At 63.1% G+C, this 21,572-nt stretch carries 21 protein-coding genes; 8 read left to right on the top strand and 13 right to left on the bottom strand.

What is annotated here, in order from left to right; all coding sequences use genetic code 11:
- From ACEXP3_RS16325 to ACEXP3_RS16310, 4 genes are read right to left on the bottom strand one after another with little or no spacing between them, the layout of a single operon-like run.
- On the bottom strand, nucleotides 1-984 hold the full coding sequence (locus ACEXP3_RS16325; protein ID WP_377298226.1) for a branched-chain amino acid ABC transporter permease: 984 nt from the start codon (nucleotides 982-984) through the stop codon (nucleotides 1-3).
- Nucleotides 981-1,892, bottom strand: a complete 912-nt coding sequence (locus ACEXP3_RS16320; protein WP_142880559.1) for a branched-chain amino acid ABC transporter permease — start codon at nucleotides 1,890-1,892, stop codon at nucleotides 981-983. Before ACEXP3_RS16320 ends, ACEXP3_RS16325 begins: the two co-directional genes overlap by 4 nt.
- Complete coding sequence (locus ACEXP3_RS16315; RefSeq protein ID WP_377298225.1) at nucleotides 1,889-2,632, bottom strand: ABC transporter ATP-binding protein; 744 nt, start codon at nucleotides 2,630-2,632, stop codon at nucleotides 1,889-1,891. The genes ACEXP3_RS16320 and ACEXP3_RS16315 overlap by 4 nt, the downstream gene beginning before the upstream one ends.
- The gene (locus ACEXP3_RS16310; protein WP_377298372.1) at nucleotides 2,629-3,429 is read right to left on the bottom strand and encodes an ABC transporter ATP-binding protein; all 801 of its coding nucleotides are present in this window, start codon (nucleotides 3,427-3,429) and stop codon (nucleotides 2,629-2,631) included. The genes ACEXP3_RS16315 and ACEXP3_RS16310 overlap by 4 nt, the downstream gene beginning before the upstream one ends.
- 100 nt (nucleotides 3,430-3,529) lie before the next feature.
- On the opposite strand from ACEXP3_RS16310, the gene ACEXP3_RS16305 reads away from it, so the two are divergent.
- From ACEXP3_RS16305 to ACEXP3_RS16290, 4 genes are read left to right on the top strand one after another with little or no spacing between them, the layout of a single operon-like run.
- Complete coding sequence (locus ACEXP3_RS16305; RefSeq protein WP_377298224.1) at nucleotides 3,530-4,243, top strand: GntR family transcriptional regulator; 714 nt, start codon at nucleotides 3,530-3,532, stop codon at nucleotides 4,241-4,243.
- Complete coding sequence (locus tag ACEXP3_RS16300) at nucleotides 4,240-4,584, top strand: TIGR04076 family protein (RefSeq protein WP_142880562.1); 345 nt, start codon at nucleotides 4,240-4,242, stop codon at nucleotides 4,582-4,584. The genes ACEXP3_RS16305 and ACEXP3_RS16300 overlap by 4 nt, the downstream gene beginning before the upstream one ends.
- Nucleotides 4,585-4,588: 4 nt before the next feature.
- Complete coding sequence (locus tag ACEXP3_RS16295) at nucleotides 4,589-5,635, top strand: aldo/keto reductase (protein ID WP_377298223.1); 1,047 nt, start codon at nucleotides 4,589-4,591, stop codon at nucleotides 5,633-5,635.
- Between the two features lies 1 nt (nucleotide 5,636).
- A complete protein-coding gene (locus tag ACEXP3_RS16290; RefSeq protein ID WP_377298222.1) occupies nucleotides 5,637-6,902 on the top strand; it encodes an ABC transporter substrate-binding protein in 1,266 nt (421 codons plus the stop codon).
- 144 nt (nucleotides 6,903-7,046) lie between these two features.
- Here the strand turns inward: ACEXP3_RS16290 and ACEXP3_RS16285 are convergent, their stop codons facing one another.
- The 9 genes from ACEXP3_RS16285 to ACEXP3_RS16245 form a co-directional block, all read right to left on the bottom strand.
- Nucleotides 7,047-7,835, bottom strand: a complete 789-nt coding sequence (locus tag ACEXP3_RS16285; RefSeq protein WP_210106468.1) for a DeoR/GlpR family DNA-binding transcription regulator — start codon at nucleotides 7,833-7,835, stop codon at nucleotides 7,047-7,049.
- A gap of 107 nt (nucleotides 7,836-7,942) precedes the next feature.
- Entirely contained in the window at nucleotides 7,943-10,018 is a 2,076-nt protein-coding gene (locus ACEXP3_RS16280; protein ID WP_377298221.1) for an SUMF1/EgtB/PvdO family nonheme iron enzyme, read from the bottom strand.
- 8 nt (nucleotides 10,019-10,026) lie between these two features.
- Entirely contained in the window at nucleotides 10,027-10,422 is a 396-nt protein-coding gene (locus ACEXP3_RS16275; RefSeq protein WP_377298220.1) for a VOC family protein, read from the bottom strand.
- A 15-nt stretch (nucleotides 10,423-10,437) separates the two neighbouring features.
- On the bottom strand, nucleotides 10,438-11,832 hold the full coding sequence (locus ACEXP3_RS16270) for an ABC transporter substrate-binding protein (RefSeq protein ID WP_377298219.1): 1,395 nt from the start codon (nucleotides 11,830-11,832) through the stop codon (nucleotides 10,438-10,440).
- 7 nt (nucleotides 11,833-11,839) lie between these two features.
- Nucleotides 11,840-12,679: an ABC transporter permease gene (locus ACEXP3_RS16265; RefSeq protein ID WP_377298218.1), complete on the bottom strand. Its 840-nt coding sequence runs from the start codon at nucleotides 12,677-12,679 to the stop codon at nucleotides 11,840-11,842.
- 2 nt (nucleotides 12,680-12,681) lie between these two features.
- Nucleotides 12,682-13,692, bottom strand: a complete 1,011-nt coding sequence (locus tag ACEXP3_RS16260; RefSeq protein WP_377298217.1) for an ABC transporter permease — start codon at nucleotides 13,690-13,692, stop codon at nucleotides 12,682-12,684.
- Between the two features lie 69 nt (nucleotides 13,693-13,761).
- Nucleotides 13,762-15,324, bottom strand: coding sequence for an ABC transporter substrate-binding protein (locus ACEXP3_RS16255; RefSeq protein ID WP_377298216.1), 1,563 nt, complete (start codon nucleotides 15,322-15,324; stop codon nucleotides 13,762-13,764).
- 228 nt (nucleotides 15,325-15,552) lie between these two features.
- A complete protein-coding gene (locus tag ACEXP3_RS16250; RefSeq protein WP_377298215.1) occupies nucleotides 15,553-16,410 on the bottom strand; it encodes a sulfurtransferase in 858 nt (285 codons plus the stop codon).
- Nucleotides 16,411-16,444: 34 nt separating this feature from the next.
- On the bottom strand, nucleotides 16,445-17,161 hold the full coding sequence (locus tag ACEXP3_RS16245) for a GntR family transcriptional regulator (protein WP_377298214.1): 717 nt from the start codon (nucleotides 17,159-17,161) through the stop codon (nucleotides 16,445-16,447).
- A 168-nt stretch (nucleotides 17,162-17,329) separates the two neighbouring features.
- On the opposite strand from ACEXP3_RS16245, the gene ACEXP3_RS16240 reads away from it, so the two are divergent.
- Genes ACEXP3_RS16240 through ACEXP3_RS16225 form a run of 4 tightly spaced genes read left to right on the top strand, consistent with a single transcriptional unit; the run spans nucleotide 17,330 to nucleotide 21,531 of the window.
- Nucleotides 17,330-17,992: an aspartate/glutamate racemase family protein gene (locus ACEXP3_RS16240; RefSeq protein WP_210106476.1), complete on the top strand. Its 663-nt coding sequence runs from the start codon at nucleotides 17,330-17,332 to the stop codon at nucleotides 17,990-17,992.
- Nucleotides 17,989-19,350 carry a dihydroorotase gene (locus tag ACEXP3_RS16235; protein WP_377298213.1) on the top strand — a complete coding sequence of 454 codons (1,362 nt, stop codon included), beginning with the start codon at nucleotides 17,989-17,991 and terminating at the stop codon, nucleotides 19,348-19,350. The genes ACEXP3_RS16240 and ACEXP3_RS16235 overlap by 4 nt, the downstream gene beginning before the upstream one ends.
- A gap of 35 nt (nucleotides 19,351-19,385) precedes the next feature.
- Nucleotides 19,386-20,312, top strand: coding sequence for a dihydrodipicolinate synthase family protein (locus tag ACEXP3_RS16230; protein ID WP_210106478.1), 927 nt, complete (start codon nucleotides 19,386-19,388; stop codon nucleotides 20,310-20,312).
- 52 nt (nucleotides 20,313-20,364) lie between these two features.
- Nucleotides 20,365-21,531, top strand: a complete 1,167-nt coding sequence (locus ACEXP3_RS16225; RefSeq protein ID WP_377298212.1) for a MalY/PatB family protein — start codon at nucleotides 20,365-20,367, stop codon at nucleotides 21,529-21,531.
- The last annotated feature ends 41 nt before the right edge of the window (nucleotides 21,532-21,572 follow it).

The following is a 21,572-nucleotide window of genomic DNA, read 5'->3' as shown; positions in this document are numbered from 1 at the left end:
TCATTCCTTGAATGGGGCCTTGGATGGGGCGCTGCGCAGCGATTTCAGGCGGGTCAGCGGACTGACCTCGCCGAACAGGCCGCGCGGGCGCCAGAGAAGCATGAGGCAGAGGCCGACGCCGATGGCGACGATCTGCAGCGAGGCGGCGCGCGCCTGCTGTTCTGCCGGCACGAAGGTGGAGACGGCAGCCGCTGACAGCGCCCAGAGCCCCCAGACGAGAATGGCGCCGGCAATCGCGCCGCGATTGTTGCCGGACCCGCCAACGATCAGCATGGCCCAGACCTGGAATGTGAGGATCGGCATGTAATTGTCCGGCGCGATGAAGCCGATGAAATGCGCCTGTGCCGCACCGGCAAGCCCCATGATGGCGCCGCCGAGCGTAAAGGCCTGCAGGCGAAAGCGGATCGGCCGCTTGCCAAGCGCCTGCGCCGCCATTTCATCCTCGCGGATGGCCCGCAGCACGCGGCCCCACGGGCTTTTCGCCAGATGTTCAAGCGCAAGATAAAGGGCGAGCACCACGATCGCCATGACCGCGAAATTGGCGAGGCTGAACGCAAGCGCATTGTCCTGCAGATCGGCGAAAGGGCGCGGAATGAAGCCGATGCCGAAGGGGCCACCGGTCAATGGCTGCAGGTTCAGCATGCAGAGCTGTACGGTAACCGCGATGCCGAAGGTGGCGATTGCCAGGTAATCGGACCGTAGCCGGATGGTGAGCGCCCCGACCGCCCAGGAGAGCAGGCCGGAGGTCACCGCCGCCCCCAGCCAGCCGACGAAGATCGGCAGTTCGAAACCGCCGAAACGGTCCGGGCTCGGTGGGGTGGTCAGAAGCGCCGAGGTATAGGCGCCCACCGCGACAAAGGCGGCAATGCCGACATTGAACAGGCCGGTCATGCCCCATTGCACATTGAGGCCTAGGCAGATGATCGCATAGGTCAGCGCCATCGACAGGAAGAAGGCGGCATAGGCGAGGATATCGAGGGTCATGACGCTTTCCCGAACAGGCCGCGCGGACGCACGAGGAGGACGGCGATGAGGATGACGAAGGAGACGGCGGCGCGCCATTCCGCCCCCACCGCCTGCACGGCAAGCGCCTCGCAGAGCCCGATGATGAGGCCGGCCAGCATCGCGCCCGGCACCGAACCGATGCCGCCGAGGATGGCTGCGGCAAACAGCGGCAGCAGCAGGTCATGGCCGAGATAGGGGCGGATCTGGATCAGGAGCCCGCTCATGATGCCGGCGACGCAGGCGAGAGCAGCACCGAGGAACCAGACGGTACGGATCACCCGGCGCACATCGATGCCGGCAATGCTGGCTAGCGCCGGATTCTCACTGACCGCCCGCATGGCGCGGCCGATATCCGTGCGCGTCATCAAAAGATGCACGGTGACGACGGCGACCAGCGCCACCCCCAGCATCAGCAACTGGTCCGGCGTGGCGCGAAGACCGCCGCCGAGCTTCATGGCAATCTGCAGCGCCTTGGTGAAATAGGCGGGCTTCGAGGTAAACAGGAATTCCAAGAGGCTGCGTAGTGCCAGCGACGCGCCGAAACTTGCCATCACCATGATGATGATCGCGCTGCCGCGCCGCCGGAAGCTGGAGAAGAGAAGGGCATCCACCGCCAGCGCCAGAAGGCCCGTCAGCCCAATCGCGATCACGGCCGAGATGGGCAGCGCCCAGCCGAAGGAGAAGGGCGCGATGGGCTTTGTCAGGCCTGCCGACAGGAAGCCGAGCGCACCGGCAACCGCGAGCGCCAGATAGGCGCCCCAGGACAACAGTTCGCCATGGGCGAAATTCGAGAAGCGCAGGATGGAATAGGTGAGCGTCACGCCGACTGCACCGAGGCCGATGATCGCACCGGCAATCAGGCCGTCCATGATGAATTGCGGGTTCATGCGGGCGCCCCCTGATGGCCATGCGCGGTGCCGAGATAGATCTTTCCGACCAGCGGATCGCTGGCAAGTTCTTCCGGCAGGCCTTCATGGGCAATGCGGCCTTCGGCAAGGATGACGGCACGGCTGGCAATCGCAAGTGCTGCCTTCACGTTCTGCTCCACCAGCAGCACGGTCACGCCGGCGGCATTGATCGCCTTCAGCATGTCGAAGACCTCGCTGACGATCTTGGGCGAAAGGCCGGCCGAGGGCTCGTCGAGGATGATGACCGGTGGATCAAGCGCCAGCGCGCGCGCCACCGCCAGCATCTGCCGCTGGCCGCCGGACAGCGCGCCTGCCAGACGCGAGGGCCGGGCTGCCAGATCCGGGAAGCGAGCAAACAGCGCCTCGATGGCGGCGCCACGTTTTGCTTTCGAAAGATGCGCGACCGCGATCTGCAGGTTCTCCAGAATGGTCATGGTCGCGAAGACGTTTTCCGTCTGCGGGACGAAGGCCAGCCCCTCCGCCACCTTGCGGTGCGGGCTGACATGCGTGATGTCGCGCCCGTTCAGCATCATCGTGCCGGCATGGATCGGCACCAGTCCGGCAATCGCCTTTACGAAGGTGGATTTGCCAGCACCATTCGGACCGAGCAGCACCACCAGTTCGCCGCTCGACACGGAAAAATCGATGCCCCGCACGATCGGCAGGTCCGGCTCGTAGCCGGCCACAAGTCCGTGGGTCGAAAGAATGGGGGCTGTCATGCACCGCCTCCGAGATAGGCTTCGATAACCGCCGGGTTGGAGGCAACGTCCGCAGGCGTGCCTTCCGCCAGAAGCCTGCCGAGCGCCATGGCAACGACGCGGGTGCAGAGGCGCGACACCATGTCCATATTGTGCTCGATCAGCAGGATCGACTTACCCTGCTTGTTGAGCGCGATGACGCGCTCGATGATGACCTCCAGCAGCGCCGGATTGACGCCGGCGGCCGGCTCATCGAGCAGGATCACGTCCGGATCGGCCATCAGCACGCGGGCGAGTTCCAGAAGCTTGCGCTGCCCGCCGGACAGCACCCGCGCCGGCTGATGTTCGAGGTGGGAGAGGGTGACGAAGTCGAGAAGCCCGCGCGCCTTTTCGATCAGCGCCTTTTCCTCAGCACGCACCGCCGCCGGCTTCAAGAAGTTGGCGATCAGGCCTTCGCCCTGCTGGCGCTGCCCGCCGACCAGCAGGTTCTCCAGCACGCTCATTTCGGCAAAGGGCTTTGGAATCTGGAAAGTACGGGCCAAGCCATGGCCGATGCGCTTTTCCGGGGCCTCGCGGGAGACTTCGCGGCCGGCGATCCACAATTCGCCGGAGGTCGGCTGCATGCTGCCGGCAATCAGGCTGAACATCGTCGTCTTGCCGGCCCCGTTCGGGCCGATCAGGCCCACCATCTCCTGACGCCCGACCGTCAGCGACATGCCGTCCACCGCCGTCATGCCGAAAAACCGCTTGGTCAGGCGTCTCGCCTCGATCATCGGGGGAGGGTGGGCAGAGCTTTGTGGAATTGCGCTTGCGGTCATCATGAAAATTGGGTCTTGATTTGATGTATGATGTTTGATCAAACTTTAAGCCTAAAAGAAAATCAACCGGAAAATTGAACGGCTGATGCATGAGGCAGGGATGACGGAAACACACTTGAACAGCGTCGAGGCGCTGACGCCGGTCGGACGGGAAACCGTTCAGGATCGCGTCTATGGCCAGTTGCGCCAGACCTTGATCAATGGCGGCTTTGCCGCCGGCGATCCGCTGCGGATCGTTGATCTGGCCGAACGGCTGCAGACCAGCACCATGCCGGTGCGTGAAGCGCTCGGCCGCCTCGTCTCGGAACAGGCGCTGGAGGCCATGCCGAACCGCACCGTGCGCGTGCCGCTGATCACCCGCCAGCGGCTGGACGATCTGGAGCGTGCGCGCGTGCTGATCGAAGGCCGCCTCGTCCAGCTTGCCCTGCCCAATCTCAGCGCCGAGGACATCGCAATCCTCAAACAGATCAATCACGATTGCGATCATGCCTTCGAAGAGCATGGTCAGGACATCGGCCCCGTCACCTCGCAGTTCAACCAGCGCTTCCACTTCCACATCTATCGCGCCGCCGGTTCGCATGTGCTGATTCCGATTGTCGAAAGCCTGTGGCTGCAATCGGGTCCCGTGGTTCGGGCCGCCGCGCAGATCCATGACGAACAGGGTGGCCTTGCCGCGACCGACCATCACTGGGCGATGATCGAGGCGATCGAGAACGGCGATGCGGAGACGGCCATGCAGGCGCTCGCCAACGATATCGGCCGTTCCTTCGATCTCGTTCGGGCGCGACTGGCGAGCGGCGAGGAGGCGGCATGAGCAAGGATGACAGCTTCGAACTTTTCGACCTGCATGTCGAGGTCGTGGTCCCGGAAGACGGACCCGTTTATTGCGGTGCCAAGCCCGGCGATCATTTCGAGCTGAAGGGCGAGATGCTGTATCTGCCGCCGGGGCAGGGCATCTCGATCTATTCGCTCGCTTCCGTGCTGCCGCTCCTGGCCGCCAAGCAGCGCCCCACCCATCCGCATGACTGGATGACGACGGACGCGGATATCGCCTGTCCCGATCCGAACTGCGCAACCCGGCTGCGCATTCGCCGCACCGGGCTTCGCCGCTTCAGCCATGCCGAAACCACTGCCGTTCCCTTGAGAGAAGACTGATCCCATGCAACGCATCACGCTCGCCCCCGGCTATGAAATCTCCCGCGTCATCCGCGGCGGCTGGCAGCTTGCCGGCGGGCACGGCGCCGTCGATCCGGCCGTCGCCGTGGACGACATGGTGGCCTTCGCTGATGCCGGCATCACCACCTTCGACTGTGCCGATATCTATACAGGCGTCGAGGAGTTGATCGGCCGCTTCCGTCTTGCCTATCGCGACCTTCGCGGTGAAGAGGCGCTGCGCCGCATTCGCGTCCATACCAAGTTCGTGCCGGACCTTACGGTACTGCCCACCATCAGCAAGGCTTACGTCGAAGGCGTCATCGACACTTCGCTGAAGCGGCTGAACCTCGAACGGCTGGACCTCGTGCAGTTCCACTGGTGGGCCTATGACATCGACGGCTGGCTGGAGACGGCTGGCTGGCTGAAAGAGCTCCAGCAGGCCGGCAAGATCGACAAGGTCAGCGGCACCAATTTCGACAGCGACCATATCGAAGCGCTCATCGCCGCCGGCATTCCGCTTGCCTCGCTGCAGCTGCAATATTCGCTGCTCGACCGGCGGCCGGAAAAGCGCATGATATCGCTCGCCGCCCAGCATGATTTCGCGCTGTTCTGCTACGGCACGGTGGCTGGCGGCTTCCTCAGCGACAAGTGGCTGGGCATTGCCGAGCCTGTGCATCCGCTCGAGAACCGGTCGCTCACCAAGTATAAGCTTATCATCGACGATATCGGCGGCTGGGACCTGTTCCAGGCACTGCTTGGCACACTGCGGCGCATCGCCGACCGCCACCAGACCGATATCGCAACCATCGCCAGCGCCGCCATGCTGCGGCGTCCCGGTGTGGCCGCCGTCATCGTCGGCGCGCGCAACCGCGATCATCTGGCATCCAATCTTGCCATTTCCGACATCACCCTGTCGGACAAGGATCTCTCCGATATCGAGGCCGTGATGGCCGAGGCGAAGGAGTTGGAGGGTGACGTCTACACGCTTGAACGCGACCGCAACGGACGTCACGGCAGCATCATGAAATACAATCTGAACAAAGGGGAATGACATGAAAAAACTGGTTCTTGCATCCACCATGCTGGCAGGGCTTGCCGTCTCGGCCCTCCCGGCCTTCTCCGCCGATTGCGACATCACCGTCGGCGTCGTCATGGAACTGACCGGCCCTGCCGGCGAATACGGCAAGGCGGGCGCCAAGTCCGTCGAAATGGCCTTCAAGGATTTCAACGATGCCGGCGGCGTCGGCGGCTGCAAGCTGGTGATGGACACCCGCGACAGCCAGAGCCAGGGCACGGTGGCCGTCGATCAGGCCACCCAGCTCGTCAACATCAAGAAGGTGCCGGTCATCATCGGCGGCATCATCTCGTCGGTGTCGATCCCGATCCTCACCTCGGTGACGGCGCCGGCGGGCGTCGTGCAGGTATCGCCCGCCTCGTCCTCGCCGACGTTGACGGCGCTTGGCCGCGACGGCAAGACGAATGGCGTGTTCTTCCGCACCATCACGTCGGACGCGCTGCAGGGCACAGCGGCGGCGAAATACGCTCTCGACCAGGGCCTGAAGAAGATCGCCATCATCCACGTCAACAACGATTTCGGCGTCAACATGGTGAAGGAATTCACCGCCGCCTATGCCAAGCTTGGCGGCACGATCACCTCCACCACGCCCTACAACGAAAAGCAGGCCAGCTATTCGTCGGAAGCAAGTGCCGCGATGAAGGGCGATCCGGACGCGCTCTACCTCGTCAGCACGCCGGTCGATGGCGCAACGATCGCCCGCGCCTGGCTTTCCGGCGGTGGCGCTGCAAAATTCCTGCTGAATGACGGCATGAACTCCAAGGACTTCATCGAAAGCGTCGGCGCACAGTATCTGAACGATGCCTATGGTACCTCGTCCGGCACCAGCCCGACCGCTTCGACCGAGTATTTCAACGCCAATTACGAAAAGTTCTCCGGCGGCATTTCGCCGGGCGCGCCGGCCGCCGACCGCTCCTATGATGCCGGTGCCATCGTGGCGCTCGCCATCGCCAAGGCCGGCAAGGCGGACAAGGCCGCCATCAAGACCGCGATTTCCGAGGTGGTGGCGGAAGGCGGCACGCCGATCCATGCCGGCAAGGCGGAGTTCGAAAAGGCGCTGAAGCTCATCAAGGACGGCAAGCCGGTCAAGTATGAAGGCGTGATCGGCCCGGTCTCCTTCGACAAGTATGGCGACATCACCGGCCCCTTCCGCCTGTGGAAGATCAAGGACGGCGAAGTCACCACGCTCGGCCAGATGGAGGCCGAGGAGGTCTCCAAGATCAAGGCGTCGCTTGCGCCCTGACAGGGACTGAAGACCGGCCCGGCAACCAAACGCCGGGCCTCATCTGAAAACCGGAGCGACCTGCCTGTCAGGGCGCTCCGGTCTTGCTTTGGGCGCATCGCAAGGTCATCCATCAAGCGAAACCGGATGAATGCGAAGCGAAAGTTAAGCGCTGCTCGCAGACTCGGTCGGCTGCGTCGTCTCGATGAGGACGACATCCTGCGCGGCGCACAGCGCCCGGACACTCTCTGATGGGCAATAATCGCAGATAAAGGTGTGAACCTGCGAGATATGGCCGATGCGCACGGGCGCGGTGCGTTCGAATTTCGAGGCATCCGAAACAAGGATGACATGGCGGGCATTGGCGATGATCGCCTGCGCAACCTTCACCTCGCGGAAATCGAAGTCCAGAAGGGCACCATCCTCATCGATGGCCGAGACACCGATCACTGCATAATCGACCTTGAACTGGCGGATGAAATCGACGGCAGCCTCTCCGACAATGCCACCGTCCGAGCCCCGCACGACACCGCCGGCAATCACCACCTCGATCGCCGGAAAGACCCGTAAATTATTGGCAACGTTGATATTGTTGGTGATGACCATCAGGCTGCCGTGGTCGACCAGCGCATCACCGACAGCCTCGGTGGTCGTGCCGATATTGATGAACAACGACGAATTGTTCGGGATCATGGCCGCAGCAGCCCGTCCGATCGCCTGCTTTTCGGCAGCCGCCATGGAGCGGCGCGCTTCGTATTTCACGTTCTCGTTGCCGCCGGGAAAAACAGCACCGCCATGGATGCGGTTCAGCGCCCGGGTTTCGCAAAGATCATTGAGGTCCTTGCGGATGGTCTGCGGTGTCACGGCAAAGCGCGCCGCAAGTTCGTCGACCAGCACCCTCCCATGCTCCTTGGCAAGGGCCATGATCTCGACCTGGCGTGCAGACAGCAACATATTCCACCCTGTGGCTTTTGCCTGATCTTACGGAAAAACGAAACAGCGGCAATAGACGCGGTCCTTCAAACCGCGCCTGCCGCCGCCGATCATGCTTTGACGATCCTTCAGGCCCGCCGCGGCGACACGGCGATGCGAAAGCCGTTGCCGCGCCAGAAACCGTCCGGCTCCAGACTGCCGCGATAGGTGGTGCAGGCTTTCAGCTTTCCGCTCGAAAAACATCCGCCGCGCAACACCCGCCGGATTTTCGGGCCGGCCTTCAAGTGTTCCCGCCCGTCGTCACGGTACGGATACTGGAAGGACGGTGTCGTCATGTCGTCGCCCCAGAGCGTCGTCGTCCATTCCCAAACTTCGCCCGCCATGTCGTAGACGCCGAAGGGAGAACGGCCCTTCGGAAACAGCCCGACCGCCACGGTGCGGTTGAACCCGGCTTCTTCCGAATTGCAGGCATCGGGCTCAAATTCTATGCCCCAGGGATAGACGATGGTCTCGTCGCCCGCATCCGGCTGGTCGCCGCGGGCTGCCCGTTCCCATTCGGGTTCTGTGGGAAGGCGCACCACGTCCTCTGCGGAAATTCGCCCTTCGGCGCGCCACTTCAGTGTCAGCCAGGCGCAGTAGGCGTTCGCATCATGCCAGGTGAGGTCGGTTGCCGGTGCATTGCGACGCTCGGGGTCATTTGCCTCGGGGCTTCGCCACAGCCGGCCGGTCTCTGCGACAAAGCGGGCGTAATCGGCATTGACGACGGGATAGCGTCCGATGCGAAAGGCGTCGACCGTGACCGGATGGGCAGGGGTGGAATTGGGATGGGTTGCCGATCCGAAGGTGAAGGCGCCGCCGGGGATATCGGCAAGCGCCTGCAGGTCGCGCGGGTCTGAGAGACGGGAGAGAGCGCGTGCTGCCCGTTCTCGGCGATAGGCCGAGAGGCGGCCGTCTTCGACAATGGAGAGAAGAAGCGGCAAGGCATGCCGGTGAAGCTCCGGCGCCTGTGGCAGAAACTCGGTGGCGAGCAGTGCACCCTGGAAGGGCATGTCGCCCGATCCGCCCATCAGCGGCTCAAGCAGCGGCGCAACTTCGCGTCCGTTTGCAAGCAGCCGGCGCGCCAGGGCTTGCATCAGTGGCTCGACATCCAGCGGATTGCTCCGGTAGAGCGCAACGGCCTCTGCCGGTGGGTAGAGATAAAGTTCGTGAGCGGCAAGAAGCGTCGAGACCCGTCGGCCGCCCGTTGCCAGTCTTTTGACGATGCCGTCATGCTTTTCGAAGGCACGGTCTGTCAGGCCGGCCAAAGCCTCGCGGATCACCGCCAGCGGTGCGACGCCGAGTTGGCGGGAAAGAGCATAGGCCCAGGCATCGGCCAAAGCCTCTTCCGTTTCGGGCTCCGTCTGCGGCTGGATTTCAAGCCGGGCGCCGAACAGGGCCGGATTGGCTGTGATGGGCGAGAGCGCAGTTAAGGGCATTTCCGGCGCCGCCGCCCGCCGCTGGCTTTGGAGCAGCGGCAAAAGTTCATGGCGCGGCAGATCGGCGGGCAGGGACCAGTCGCGAACGATCCGGCTATCCCCGAGGAGAAGAACGCGCAGATGCGGGGTTACCGCCTGAAACCGTCGCACCTCATCGATCATCTGCGGTCCCGCCGCATGAAGAGCGTCGATACGGTCGACGATCAGCAGCAGCGAGGCACTGCCGTTACGCCACGCATCACTGGTCAACAGGTCGGAGAGACCCGGCAGGCGATCATCGATCAGCGCCGTCAGGGCAAAGCCGGCCTTGGCCTCGATCACCAGCGGCACGAGGTTGCGGCTGTCGAAAACCTCCGCGGCCATGTCGCCCGCCTCGTTGCGCACGATGATCCGCGCAGCGTTCTCCCCAGCCGCGATCTGCCAGGCAAGGTGGCGCGCAAAACTCGTCTTGCCGGCGCCGCTTTCGCCGGTCAGCAGCAAGAGGGCATGGTCGCGCACCATTTCAACAGCCGAGAAATGCTGCGGGACAGGGGGCGGCGCCCCATCGGCAAAGACACGCAAGCCCTTGGCCGCCTTGTCCTCATCGGTGAAATTGACGAGAAGCGGGATGAAGCCCTCGATCAGCGAGACGGGCCGGCCGTGAGGCCCTTCCTCCGGCAGCACGTAAACGACGGTGCCGGCTGCCGTGGCGATGGCGTCGGAGCGCAGCCGATCAAGGGCATCATCCATGGCAGACCTCAGCGGAACAGCTTTGCGACATCGGGATTGTGAAACCGCTGGATCTCGATAGCATAACCGGCGGGATCCTCGAAGAAGAAGTGCTCGCAGAACGTGCCGCGCAGCATGCCCGAAAGGCCGGGCACTTGTGCGGCAGACAGCTTGTCATGCCAAGCCTGAACGTCTTCGCTGACGATGGTGAGCAGCACCGCACTTTTCGGCTGGTGCTTCAGATGGCCGCGATTGCCATCGACAATGCCGAAATAGCTGTTGGGGGCAATGCGGTAAATGCGGGCCATGGTCTGGTCGAGCACCAGTTCAAAGCCCAGCACCTCTTCATAAAAGGGGACGACCGCGTGGATGTCGTCGTAATAGAAAAAGGTGATTGAATAATCTCTGGTCAATTCGCTGGTCATGGATTTTCCTTTCGGTCAGGCGACGACAAGCGTGCCCTTGTGATCGATCGACAGGCCGCCGAGGCCCTTGCGGGCGGCAAACACGTCGATGGGGTGGTTGATGTAGAGCCAGGGCGGGTTGTCCCTCAAATGCGAGAGGCACTGGCCATAGACCTTTTCGCGCGCTTCGGGCAGGACGGCGGCGTTGGCTTCAGCGATCAGCTCTTCGGTGCGGGGATCGTCGAATCCCTGCCACCAGACGGCCTTCGTCGCGCTTGAAATCTTGTCGTTCAGGATGCGGTAGGTGCTCTGCGGCGAGGAATCGAAGATCGCCATGTCGCCCATCTCCTTGCGCCCGATCTGGCGGGCGTATTCCGGCCGGTCCCTCTCGATCTCGACATCCACCACAAGGCCGACCGCTTCGAGACAACGGGCGACGTAAGCGCTGATCTCGGGGGCCTTTTCCGGCATGAAGGTGGGGCTTCTCAAGCGGATGCGCGCGCCGATGGCGCCGATTTCTTCCAGAAGCGCGCGGGCCTTTGGCGGATCATAGGGGATCGGTTCGAGCGCGGCAGACGCCATGCCGAGATGAAAGGGGCTGACGATGGAGGACGAGGGGATCGCAAGTCCGTGAAAGATGTCGCGCACGATCGCATCCTGATCGACGGCATGGTTGACGGCGAGGCGGGCTTGCGGGTGACGGAAGAGCCCGGTCGAGCAGTTGAGGTAATACATCACCGACAGCGTGTTCGGCGCCTGGCCCCAGTCGAAGGCGGGATCGAAATCCGGCTTTTCCTCCATGCGCTCCAGATTGAGGACGGCGTCCGCCAGTCCCTGTTGGAGAAGTGAAAACCGCTTGTCCGCGGAGGGCTCGGCCAGTGCCACGATCTTCTGCGGCGTGGAGGTGGCATCAAGCCTTTCCAGCGCCACCCGGCGTAAAGGCTCGAAATCCGTTACCCGGAAGGGGCCCGTGCCCAGCGTCGGCGTGCCGTCCGGCGCAATGCGGCAGATGTAGAATTCGGAAAAGATGTCGAGGATATCGGCAATCGGAGTGGGATTGCGGACACTGACCGTGGCGTCGTCCGGGGCTGACAGGGTCGCATCGGCAAGATAGCGCGCATAGGACCATTTCATCCCGAACGTGTCGACCGCCTCTAGGATGCCGTCGATGAAGGCAAGGATATCCGCCGCGGTACAGGCCTTGCCGTCGTGGAAGCGGGCACCCTCGCGGATCGAAAACTGCCAGTGGCAGCCGGTCTCGTCATGGGTCCAGCCGGAAAACAGCGCCGGCAGCACGTCACCGTCGCACCATTTCAGCAGCGGTTCGAACACGAGGTTTTTCAGCGTCAGCACGCTGGTATCATCCGTCACGCGCGTCGGCGGCAGGAAATCCACCTTTTCAAGCGCGATGGTCAGGGTTTCGGCTGCCATGGAGGCCTCAGTTGATCTGCGTGCGGCGGCGGGGATTGAACCAGTCGGCAAGGCTGTCGCCGATCAGGTTGAAGGAGAGGACGGCAAGCAGGATGGCGCCGCCCGGTGCCAGCACCACGAAGATGGCGCTTCTGGCATATTGCAGGTTGAGCGCCACATCGGCCCCCCATTCAGACAGAGGCGGCTGCGCGCCAAGGCCGAGAAAACCAAGGCTTGCCGTCTGCAGGATGGCGCTGCCGAGCGCCAGCGTCGACTGGACGAGAAGCGGTCCGATGCCATTGGCGAAGATATAGCGAAAAAGAATGCGCCGTGACGAAAGCCCCAGCGAAACGGCAGCCTCGACATAAGGTTTCACCGAGATGGCAAGTGCCTGGCCGCGCGCGACGCGGGCAAATTGCGGGGCAAGCGTGATGGCAACGGCGAGCATCGCATTCTGCAGGCTGGGACCGAAGGCAGCGGCCAGCGCAATGGCAAGAACCAGCGCCGGAAAGGAGAGGATCGCATCGACCACGCGCATGATCACCGTATCCGTCCACCCGCCGATGTAACCGGCAAGCGTGCCGAAAAACACACCGATGAGAAAGGCAAGTCCGACGACGCCAAGCCCGATGGCAAGCGTCGCCCTCCCGCCATACATGATGCGGGTGAGGATATCGCGGCCGAAGGCATCGGTGCCGAGCCAATGGGCGGCACTTGGGCCTTCCAGCTTGTGCAGGATGTCAAGCTTGGTCGGCGTGTAGGGACTGACGAACGGTCCGACAAAAGCAAGCAGCAGCAGTGCTGCAAGGATAAGCGCGCCGACGAGTGCCAGCCGGTTGTGCCGGAAGAAGAGCAGGGTCTCTGTCATGGTCAGTCCATCCTGCGGCGAATGCGGGGGTCGAGCACGCCATAGAGCAGATCGACCACGATCGAGGTGGTGACGAAGAGCAGCGCAAAGACGAGCGTCGTGCCCTGGATTACCGGATAATCGCGGTTCTTGATCGCCTCGAACATGTAGCGCCCGATGCCCGGCCAGGAGAAGACGGTTTCGGTGAGGATCGCGCCACCCAGCATTTCGGCGAATTTCAGCCCGATCACGGTGAGCGCCGGCATCAGCGAGTTCAGGAGCCCATGCTTCAGCACCACCTGATGGCGATATAGCCCTTTGGCGGTAGCGGTGCGGATGAAATCCTCGCCCATCACCTCGAGCATGGTGTTGCGCACGAAACGGGCAAGCGTTGCGGCAAGAAACAGCGCCAGAACCGTCACCGGCAGCACGAGATGGGCAATCCCGCTGAGCGCCGCGGCCGGGTTTCCGGCAATCAGGCTATCAAGAATGATGAAGCCGGTGACCGGTTCGACGCTGACATAGGCGTCCAGCCTGCCCGAGACCGGCAGCCAGCCGAGATGGGTAGCAAAGACCAGCTGCAGCACCAGTGCCAGCAGGAAGGCCGGCATGGAAACGCCCATCAGCGAAACGACGCGCAGGATGTGATCGAAGAGCGTATTGGCCTTGACGGCTGAGAGAACGCCGAGCGGTATGCCGATGACGATGGCCACGAGAACCGCAAGCACGGACAGTTCGATCGTGGCGGGCAGGCGTGCCAGAATTTCGCGAAGCACCGGCTCGCCGCTTTTCAGCGACAGGCCGAGGTCGCCATGGGCGAGGCCTGCCAGATAATCGGTAAATTGCAGAGCGACCGGCCGGTCGAGATGCAGCTGCGCGCGAAGTGCTGCGATCTGCTCCGAGGTTGCACCGGGGCCGAGCAGCGTCACGGCCGGATCGCCGGGGATCAGGCGCACCAGCGAAAAGGCGATGACCAGCACGATGGACAGCACCGGGATCAGGCCGATCAACCGGCGCAGAAGAAAGTTCAGCATGGGCTCGCAGCCACTCCTGTTGCGAATGCGCCGCCGTGTGGCGGCGCATTCCATTGGCGTCTGGTGGTCTTACCCCTTGGACACGCTCCAGTATTCGTTCAGCGGCGGGGCGCTGTTGATGACGAGGCCCTTCACGTTGGCGCGGGCGTAGACGATGAGCTTGGGACTGAACAGATAGGCGCCCGGCACCCGCTTCATGATCTCTTCCTGCACGGTGAAATAGAGCTGCTTGCGGGCATCCATGTCCGCCGTCTGCTGGGCCTTCAGGATCAGCGCATCGAGATCCTTGTCTTCCGGCATGCGGAAGGTCATTGCCGTATTGGCGAGCGACGACAGGTAGCCGATGGTGATATGCGCATCCGGATCGTTGTACCAGGGCTGGCGGCCATCGAGCGCCACGTCGAACTGACCGGCGGTCTGCAGCGCGCGCAGGGCCGGGAACTCGGTCTGCTCAATCGTCGCATTGATGCCGATATCGGCAAGATTTGCCTGCACGAAGGTGGCAACCGCACCCCAGAGCGGACCCTGGAAGCTGTAGAGCTTGATCGAAAGCGTGGTCGGATCGACACCGGCTTCCTTCAGCAGCTTCTTGGCGAGCTCCGGATCATATTTCGGCGCAAGCTCCTTCACCTTCGGATCGAAGGCCCAGCTGTTGGTGGTCAGCGGACCATAGACGCGCTCGGCGGTGCCGCCGAAGACGCCGGCCAGAAGACCGTCGTAATCGATGGCGCTGGCAATCGCCTTGCGCACGCGCACATCGGCAAACGGCCCATCCTTCTTGGAATTGTTGAATTCCAGCTGGCGGATGATCTGGCTAGAGGCTTCGAGAACCTGCACGTCCTTGTTCTTCTTCAGCGAAGCGATGTCTTCGGCGGCAATGGCCGACAGCTGGCCCTGCTGCTGCACGATGTCGACGCCGCCGTTTTCAAGCTCCAGCCGGCGCGTCGAGGCATCCGGGATGACGCGGTAGACGATGCGCGACAGCTTTGGCGCACCGCGGAAATAGGTGGGGTTCGCGTCAAGGATGACGTTGGTATCGGCCTGCGCGCTCTTGAACACGAAGGGACCGGTGCCGACCGGGTTCTTGGCAAAGCCGTCGCCGAATTTCTGGACGGCGGCCGGGCTGACGATGGCGGCCTGCGGCTGGGCGAGAATGGAAAGGAAAGCCGGGTAGGGCTGCGCCAGGCTGATCTTGACTTCCGTCGGCGAGACAACGGCAATGTCGGAGATCAGACCGAAGGTCGCTTGCACATAGGAATTGGTCTTCTTGGTGCGCTCCAGCGAGAACTTGACGGCGGCCGCATCGAAATCGGTACCGTCATGGAACTTGACGCCGGGGCGCAGCTTGAAATCGAATTCCTTGCCATCGGCCGACACCGTCCAGGTTTCGGCAAGCCGGCCTTCCACCTTGGTGAAATCAGGCGCGGTCCAGGCGACCAGCGTGTCGAACACGTTGAGGATGATTTCGCTGCCGATCGGCTCGGCCTTGTTGGTGCCGGGCTCGAGCGCCACCGGATCGGACGGCACGGCCACGACCAGCGTCTTCGACTGATCCTGCGCCTTCGCGTCGATCGCGCCCGCAAGGAGCGGCACCATCAATCCGAGAGTGGCAAACTGCTTCCAGACGGTCATTCGTGGTGCATCCTTTCCTGTTGTGTAAACCTTGAGGATCTGCCGCAAGGCCGGTGGCTGAGGAAGTTTCTGTCATTCCCCTGTGATATTCCACGAAATATATCATGGCTTCACCGCCTGTAAAGCCGAGATGCCCGTTTCCTGTACAGGAAGCACATTTTGCCTATTTTATACTCTGCTGCGGAAAGAAATTACTTTAATTAAGCAGTTTCAGCACCAATCCGCCACTTATTCAGGCATTGCGCCCGTCACGACTGGGCGGTTGGGGTCGGTCACCCAATGCGACCACGAGCCGGGATACATCGCCGCCTCAATGCCAATGGCGGCGAGCGCCAGAACCGAATGGGCCGCCGACATGCCGGCGCCGCAATAGACGCCGACCGGCTTTGTGCCGTCGGCTCCCAAGACACCGTACATGGCGCGCAACGTGTCACTCTCGGTGAAATTGCCGTAATCGGTCACGTTGTCGGGGGCAGGGGCAGACCGGGCGCCCGGAATATGCCCGCGCGGCGGCTGGCCGGGGGCGGCAAGACCACCGATATAGTTTGGCCGGATACGGGCATCGAGCAGCACGCCGTGGCGGGCAAGCTCCAGCGCCTCGTCCGGCCCGAACTGCGGCATGTGCCCCCCTTTCAGCGTGATGGTGGAGGGGGTCGGCTGGGTGGCCGCGTCACTCACCGGCAGGCCGGCGGCAAGCCAGGCGGGAAAACCGCCATCCAGAACGCGCACATCGGCAAGCCCTGCCCAACGCAGCACCCACCAGGCGCGCGCCGCCGTCATGCTGCGGTCGGCGTCATAGACCACGATCGTGCTGTCGTGGCGCAGGCCCCACGCCCGTGCCTTCGCCTCGACATCCTCGATGCGCGGCAGCGGCCGCTGGCCCTCGGTCGGCGAGGCGGGGGACTGGAAATCACTGTAGGCCTGCGTGTCGATCGCACCTTCGATGCGCTTTCCGGTAAAATAATCCTGGCCCGTGTAAGGGTTGACCGAGTGGACGGCGAGAATGGTGATATCCCGGCCCGCAAGCCGCATCGCCTGCAGCTGCTGCGGGGTCAAAAGCACGCGCTCGCGGATCGGGTCGGTCATTGTCAGGGTTTTCCGTTTCGTTTGACAAAGGTCACTAAAGCGTCAGGCCGGCGCGACCGTTGGAGATCAGCACGGTCAGGATGCCGACGCGGGTGTTTTCGTTGTGGCGTACGATCGCGGCACGGGCGGCCTCTGCGTCGCGCTTGCGCAGCATCTCGATAATCTCGTGGTGATCGCGGTTGGTCTCCGGGTTCACGTCGCGCATGCGCGCGCCCATGTAGAAAAGCCGGGCGCATTCCTCCAGATGGCTGATGACCAGAGCATGCAGGCGCGGATTGCGCGAGCCGCGCGCAATGGCGGCGTGAAACGCCTGATTGGCCTCCACGAAACTACGCACGCTGGCATTTTCTCCCAGTTCGTAATGGGCATCGGCCAGCCGGTCCAGTTCGTCCAGTTCTTCCGCCGTCAGGTGTTCCGCCGCAAGCGCTGCAGCAGATCCCTCCAGCATTTCACGGATGGCAAACAGGTCGTTCATGTCCTTCACCGTCACCGGCGTGACGCGGTAACCGCGGCGCGGATAGGCTTCCATGAAGCCTTCGACGCAAAGCCGTGCCAAGGCTTCGCGGACCGGCGTCTTGCTGACGGACAGCTGCTCGGCCAGTTCCGGCTCCGACACTTCCATCCCCGGCGGCATGTCGCCGGTGATGATCCGCTCGCGCAGGCTCGCATAGGCCATTTCGGTCAGCGATTTGCCGCGCCGCGCCGTCTGGGATGTCCCAGCCTGATCCATGTCCACTGCAGTCTCCGTCATTCTTCATTTCCGTTCGCGAGGCTGTTGCCGATATAGGCGGTCGCGGCGTTTGCCGCTATACCGGGGATGCGCTTCGTGCTTTGACAGGCCGGAATCTGTGAGATATTACGTAGTATATTAATGGCGGTCGCTGCTGACCGCAATCCCTGTCATTCCACGGGTATTTCATTGTCTCAGATTCTCGTCATCAATCCCAACAGTTCGGTTTCCGTGACACGCTCGATGGAGGATTGTCTGGCGCCGGTGCGCGCCGCCTCCCGTCATGACGTGATGTGCACCGAACTTTCAAAGTCGCCGCCGGGCATCGAGACGGACGATCACGTGCAGGAGGTCATCCCGCATCTCATCGAGAAGATCCGTGGTTCAGATGCGGATGCCTTCGTCGTGGCCTGCTTTTCCGATCCCGGTATCGATACGGTGCGCAAGGCAACGACGCGGCCGGTGATCGGCATTGCCGAGGCAGCCTATCTGTCAGCGCTCGGTCTCGGCCGCCGCTTTGGCATCGTGTCTCTCGGGCCATCGTCCATCGAGCGCCACCTGCGCTATCTCAAACATCTGGACCTTGATCGGCGGCTGGCGGGTGACCGTTCCATCGACATGACGGTCGTGCAACTGATGGCGACGGATGCTGCGGAAAAGATTGCGCGGGTCGGGCGCGCGCTTCGCGACGAGGATGGCGCAGATGTGATCATTCTGGGCTGTGCTGGTCTCGGCGGCTATCGGCCCGAGATCGAGGCCCTGCTCGGGCTTCCGGTCGTCGATCCGGTCCAGGCGGGCGCAGCGCTTGCCTGCACCACGGTTGATCTGAATTATACGAGGACGCTTGCATGAGCTACGATCTTCTCATCCGCGGCACGCTGGTTCTGCCCGAGGGCCTTTGTGAAAACGGCTGGCTTGCCATCCGGGCTGGCCGGATCGAGGCGATCGGCACCGGCGAGGCGCCGGACGCCGCTCAGACATTCGATGCCGGCGAAGACCTGGTCATGCCCGGCGTCGTCGACGGGCAGACCCATGCCGGCAGCTATGGCGGCCTCAAAGGCATCGGCTCGACCACACGCTCGGCGATTGCAGGCGGCGTCACCACCATTGTCGACATGCCCTATGACAACCCGGCGCCGCTCAACTCACGCGAACGGCTGACGGACAAGATCGCCGCCATCAACGAACATGCCCACGCCCATGTGGCGCTCTATGCGACCGTGATTCCCGGCCAGGACATGAGCGAGGTGCAGGACCTCATCGAGGGCGGCGTCGTCGCCTTCAAGATCTCCACCTTCGAAAGCAGCCCGACGCGCTTTCCCCGCATCAGCGCCGACCAGATGCTCGACCTGTTCGAGGCCTTAGCGCCGACTGATATCCCTCTCGGTGTCCACAATGAGGACCAGGAAATCGTGCGCGCGCGCATCGCACGGGCAAAGGCTGCTGGCCGCGATGGCATCGAGGCCCATTCCGAAAGCCGGCCACCGGCAGCAGAACTGGCCGCCACCGCGCAGTTTCTGGAACTCGGCGCCGCAGCCGGCGCACATGCCCATATAGTGCACCTGACGTCGTCGCGCGGTTTCCAGCTGGTTGAGCATTACCATGCCGATGGCTTTCGCGCGACGGGCGAGCTTTGCGTGCATTACCTGTGGTTTGATCCGGCCGCCGACAATGCGCTCGGCGCCCGTATGAAGGTGAACCCGCCGATCCGCCCCGGCGAGATCGAACCGCTCTGGCAGGAAGTGCTGTCGGGCCGGGTTGCCTTTGTCAGCTCCGATCATTCCAGCTGGCCGATCGACAACAAGTTCACGCCGTCCATCTTCGAGGCGGGCGCCGGCGTGCCCGGCCTCGAAACGCTGCTGCCGGCCTTTTATACCGGCGCGGAAAACCGGGGGCTCGATGCGCCGCAACTCACCGTTTCGCAGCTTTGCGAGCGTCCGGCGCGCTTCTTCGGCCTTTATCCGCAGAAGGGCGTGCTGGCCGTCGGAGCCGATGCCGATATCGTTGTCCTGACGCGCGAAACCTATCCCTGGGATAGCGCCAGGGCGCATGACGATCTCAACTGGAGCCCGTTCGACGGACGCACCTTCGCTGTAAGGGTCGCCCGCACCTACCTCTCCGGAAAGCTTGCCTTCGATGGCGACTCGGTGGTCAATAAGGCCGGCGACGGCACCTATGCCGCCCGCGGTGCCAGCCGCTGGTTTTCCTGAAATTCGTAGCAACACCTGATTGTCGAGAAAAAGCCATGACCCGCATTTCTGCCGAAAGCAAAGGCGTCTACATCATCGCCGTCACGCCGTTTCACGATAACGGCGCCATTGATACCGCAAGCGTCGACCGCATGGTCGATTTCTACCTGGACAAGGGCGCTGACGGACTGACCATTCTCGGCATGATGGGCGAAGCGCCCAAGCTGACGCAGCAGGAATCCATCGACGTCACCCGTCAGGTGATTGCCAGGGCGGCGGGAAAACCGGTCGTGGTGGGCGTCTCGGCGCCCGGGCTTGCCGCCATCGGCGAACTCACGAAGGCCGTGATGGATCTCGGCGCTGCCGGCGTCATGGTGGCACCGACCGCAGCCCTTCGCACCGACGACCAGATTCTCGGCTACTACCGCAACGTCGTGGCAACGATCGGGCCGGACGTGCCGCTGGTGCTGCAGGATTTTCCGCTCGCAACCGGCGTGCAGATTTCCACCCGCACCATCGGCGCCATCATCGAGGCACTGCCGAGCATGGTGATGCTGAAGCATGAGGACTGGCCGGGTCTCGACAAGATCAGCGATCTCAGGGATGCCGAAGCGGCCGGTCGCCGGCGCATTTCCATCCTCTGCGGCAATGGCGGCGTCTTCTTGCCGGAAGAAATGGCGCGCGGCGCCGACGGCGCCATGACCGGCTTTGCCTATCCGGAAATGATGGTGGATGTGGTGCGGCTCACCAATGCCGGCGACATGGCGCGCGCGCAGGATCTGTTCGATGCCTATCTGCCGCTTGCTCGTTTCGAGCAGCAGCCGGGCCTGGGCCTTGCCGTGCGCAAATATGTGCTGGCCAAGCGCGGCGCAATCGCAAGCCAGGCGCAGCGCCGCCCGGGCGCAAGCCTTGGTGCGAAGGCGGTAGCCGAAGTGGATAACCTGATGGCACGGCTGGACAGGCGGCTTGCCGAACTGGCTTGATGCCGGGCCATTTTACCCCCACAGCCAGACCTAGACCGGACGGGATGACCCCATGACTTCCTTCGACTTCGATACGGTAATTCCCCGCAAGGGCACCGATGCCAAGAAATGGGCGGCCTATCCGGCCGATGTCCTGCCCATGTGGGTCGCCGACATGGATTTTGCGGCCCCGCCTTCGGTCATCGAGGCGCTGCGCGCCCGTGTCGAGCATGGTGTGTTCGGTTACGGCCTGCCGCAGGATGCGTTTCGCCAGCAGATCGTCGATGACATGCAGGCGAAATACGGCTGGGCGATCTCGCCCGACGATATCGTTTTCCTGCCGGGGGTCGAGCCCGGTTTCAACATGGCGCTGAAATCGGAAACGAAGCCTGGCGATGGCCTGCTGATCCAGACGCCGGTCTATCATCCGATCCTCACCGCCCACCGCAACTGGGGGCTCAAAAGCATCGAGGCGCCGCTTGTCGCAACCGACAAGGGTTATGAGATGGATGCGGAGCAGTTCGACGCCGCGATGGCAAGAAGCCGGGCCTTTCTCCTCTGCAACCCGCACAACCCGACCGGCAAGGTGCTAACCCGTGAAGACCTGTCTGCGATCGCCGCCTCCGCCATTCGCCATGACGTTCTGGTGATTGCCGACGAAATCCACTGCGAACTGCTGTTCGACGGCCGCCGTCACATTCCGATCGCCTCGCTGTCGCCGGAAATTGCCGAGCGCACCATCACGCTGATGTCGGCCAGCAAGACCTACAATATCGCCGGACTGAAGACGGCGTTTGCCATCGTCACCAATGCGGCTCTGCGCACCCGCTTCAATGCCTCACGGCTCGGGCTCGTCGACAGCGTCAACGTGCTCGGACTGGAGGCAAGCCGCGCGGCCTATGCCACGGCAGGGCCCTGGCGCGATGCGCTCCTCACCTATCTTCAGGGCAACCGCGATTACCTGCAGGCCGAAATTGCGCGGCGTTTTCCCTCAATCCGGATTGTGCCGGCTGAGAGCACCTATCTTGCCTGGCTGGATTGCGCTGCCCTTGACCTTCCCGAAGCCCCGCAGAGCTTCTTCCTCACCCATGGCCGGGTGGCCTTCAGTGCCGGCGCAGACTTCGGTTCGGCCTACGGCCAGCACCTGCGCGTCAACTTCGGCTGCCCGCGCACGCTTCTGGAAGAAGGGCTTGACCGCATGGAGCGGGCTTTGTCCTTCTTCGCCGCCAGCGCCCGTTAAGGCGAAAGGCGGTTCGGGCCGGAGACAGGCAAGCGGCGGGT

Origin of the sequence: Neorhizobium fuzhouense (assembly GCF_042611105.1) — a bacterium.
Classification (GTDB): Bacteria; Pseudomonadota; Alphaproteobacteria; order Rhizobiales; family Rhizobiaceae; genus Neorhizobium; species Neorhizobium galegae_A.
The sequence above is the reverse complement of the archived record's forward strand: the minus strand, read 5'-3'. Positions and strand labels throughout refer to the sequence as shown.

Bases quoted from the DNA above. Each gene is read 5' to 3' on its own strand.
- ACEXP3_RS16305 (WP_377298224.1), top strand. From the start codon at position 3,530: ATGACGGAAACACACTTGAACAGCGTCGAGGCGCTGACGCCGGTCGGA.
- ACEXP3_RS16325 (WP_377298226.1), bottom strand. From the start codon at position 984: ATGACCCTCGATATCCTCGCCTATGCCGCCTTCTTCCTGTCGATGGCG.
- ACEXP3_RS16245 (WP_377298214.1), bottom strand. From the start codon at position 17,161: ATGACGGAGACTGCAGTGGACATGGATCAGGCTGGGACATCCCAGACG.
- ACEXP3_RS16270 (WP_377298219.1), bottom strand. From the start codon at position 11,832: ATGGCAGCCGAAACCCTGACCATCGCGCTTGAAAAGGTGGATTTCCTG.
- ACEXP3_RS16225 (WP_377298212.1), top strand. From the start codon at position 20,365: ATGACTTCCTTCGACTTCGATACGGTAATTCCCCGCAAGGGCACCGAT.
- ACEXP3_RS16265 (WP_377298218.1), bottom strand. From the start codon at position 12,679: ATGACAGAGACCCTGCTCTTCTTCCGGCACAACCGGCTGGCACTCGTC.
- ACEXP3_RS16230 (WP_210106478.1), top strand. From the start codon at position 19,386: ATGACCCGCATTTCTGCCGAAAGCAAAGGCGTCTACATCATCGCCGTC.
- ACEXP3_RS16310 (WP_377298372.1), bottom strand. From the start codon at position 3,429: ATGACCGCAAGCGCAATTCCACAAAGCTCTGCCCACCCTCCCCCGATG.
- ACEXP3_RS16320 (WP_142880559.1), bottom strand. From the start codon at position 1,892: ATGAACCCGCAATTCATCATGGACGGCCTGATTGCCGGTGCGATCATC.
- ACEXP3_RS16255 (WP_377298216.1), bottom strand. From the start codon at position 15,324: ATGACCGTCTGGAAGCAGTTTGCCACTCTCGGATTGATGGTGCCGCTC.
- ACEXP3_RS16280 (WP_377298221.1), bottom strand. From the start codon at position 10,018: ATGGATGATGCCCTTGATCGGCTGCGCTCCGACGCCATCGCCACGGCA.
- ACEXP3_RS16290 (WP_377298222.1), top strand. From the start codon at position 5,637: ATGAAAAAACTGGTTCTTGCATCCACCATGCTGGCAGGGCTTGCCGTC.
- ACEXP3_RS16285 (WP_210106468.1), bottom strand. From the start codon at position 7,835: ATGTTGCTGTCTGCACGCCAGGTCGAGATCATGGCCCTTGCCAAGGAG.
- ACEXP3_RS16300 (WP_142880562.1), top strand. From the start codon at position 4,240: ATGAGCAAGGATGACAGCTTCGAACTTTTCGACCTGCATGTCGAGGTC.
- ACEXP3_RS16235 (WP_377298213.1), top strand. From the start codon at position 17,989: ATGAGCTACGATCTTCTCATCCGCGGCACGCTGGTTCTGCCCGAGGGC.
- ACEXP3_RS16260 (WP_377298217.1), bottom strand. From the start codon at position 13,692: ATGCTGAACTTTCTTCTGCGCCGGTTGATCGGCCTGATCCCGGTGCTG.
- ACEXP3_RS16295 (WP_377298223.1), top strand. From the start codon at position 4,589: ATGCAACGCATCACGCTCGCCCCCGGCTATGAAATCTCCCGCGTCATC.
- ACEXP3_RS16250 (WP_377298215.1), bottom strand. From the start codon at position 16,410: ATGACCGACCCGATCCGCGAGCGCGTGCTTTTGACCCCGCAGCAGCTG.
- ACEXP3_RS16315 (WP_377298225.1), bottom strand. From the start codon at position 2,632: ATGACAGCCCCCATTCTTTCGACCCACGGACTTGTGGCCGGCTACGAG.
- ACEXP3_RS16275 (WP_377298220.1), bottom strand. From the start codon at position 10,422: ATGACCAGCGAATTGACCAGAGATTATTCAATCACCTTTTTCTATTAC.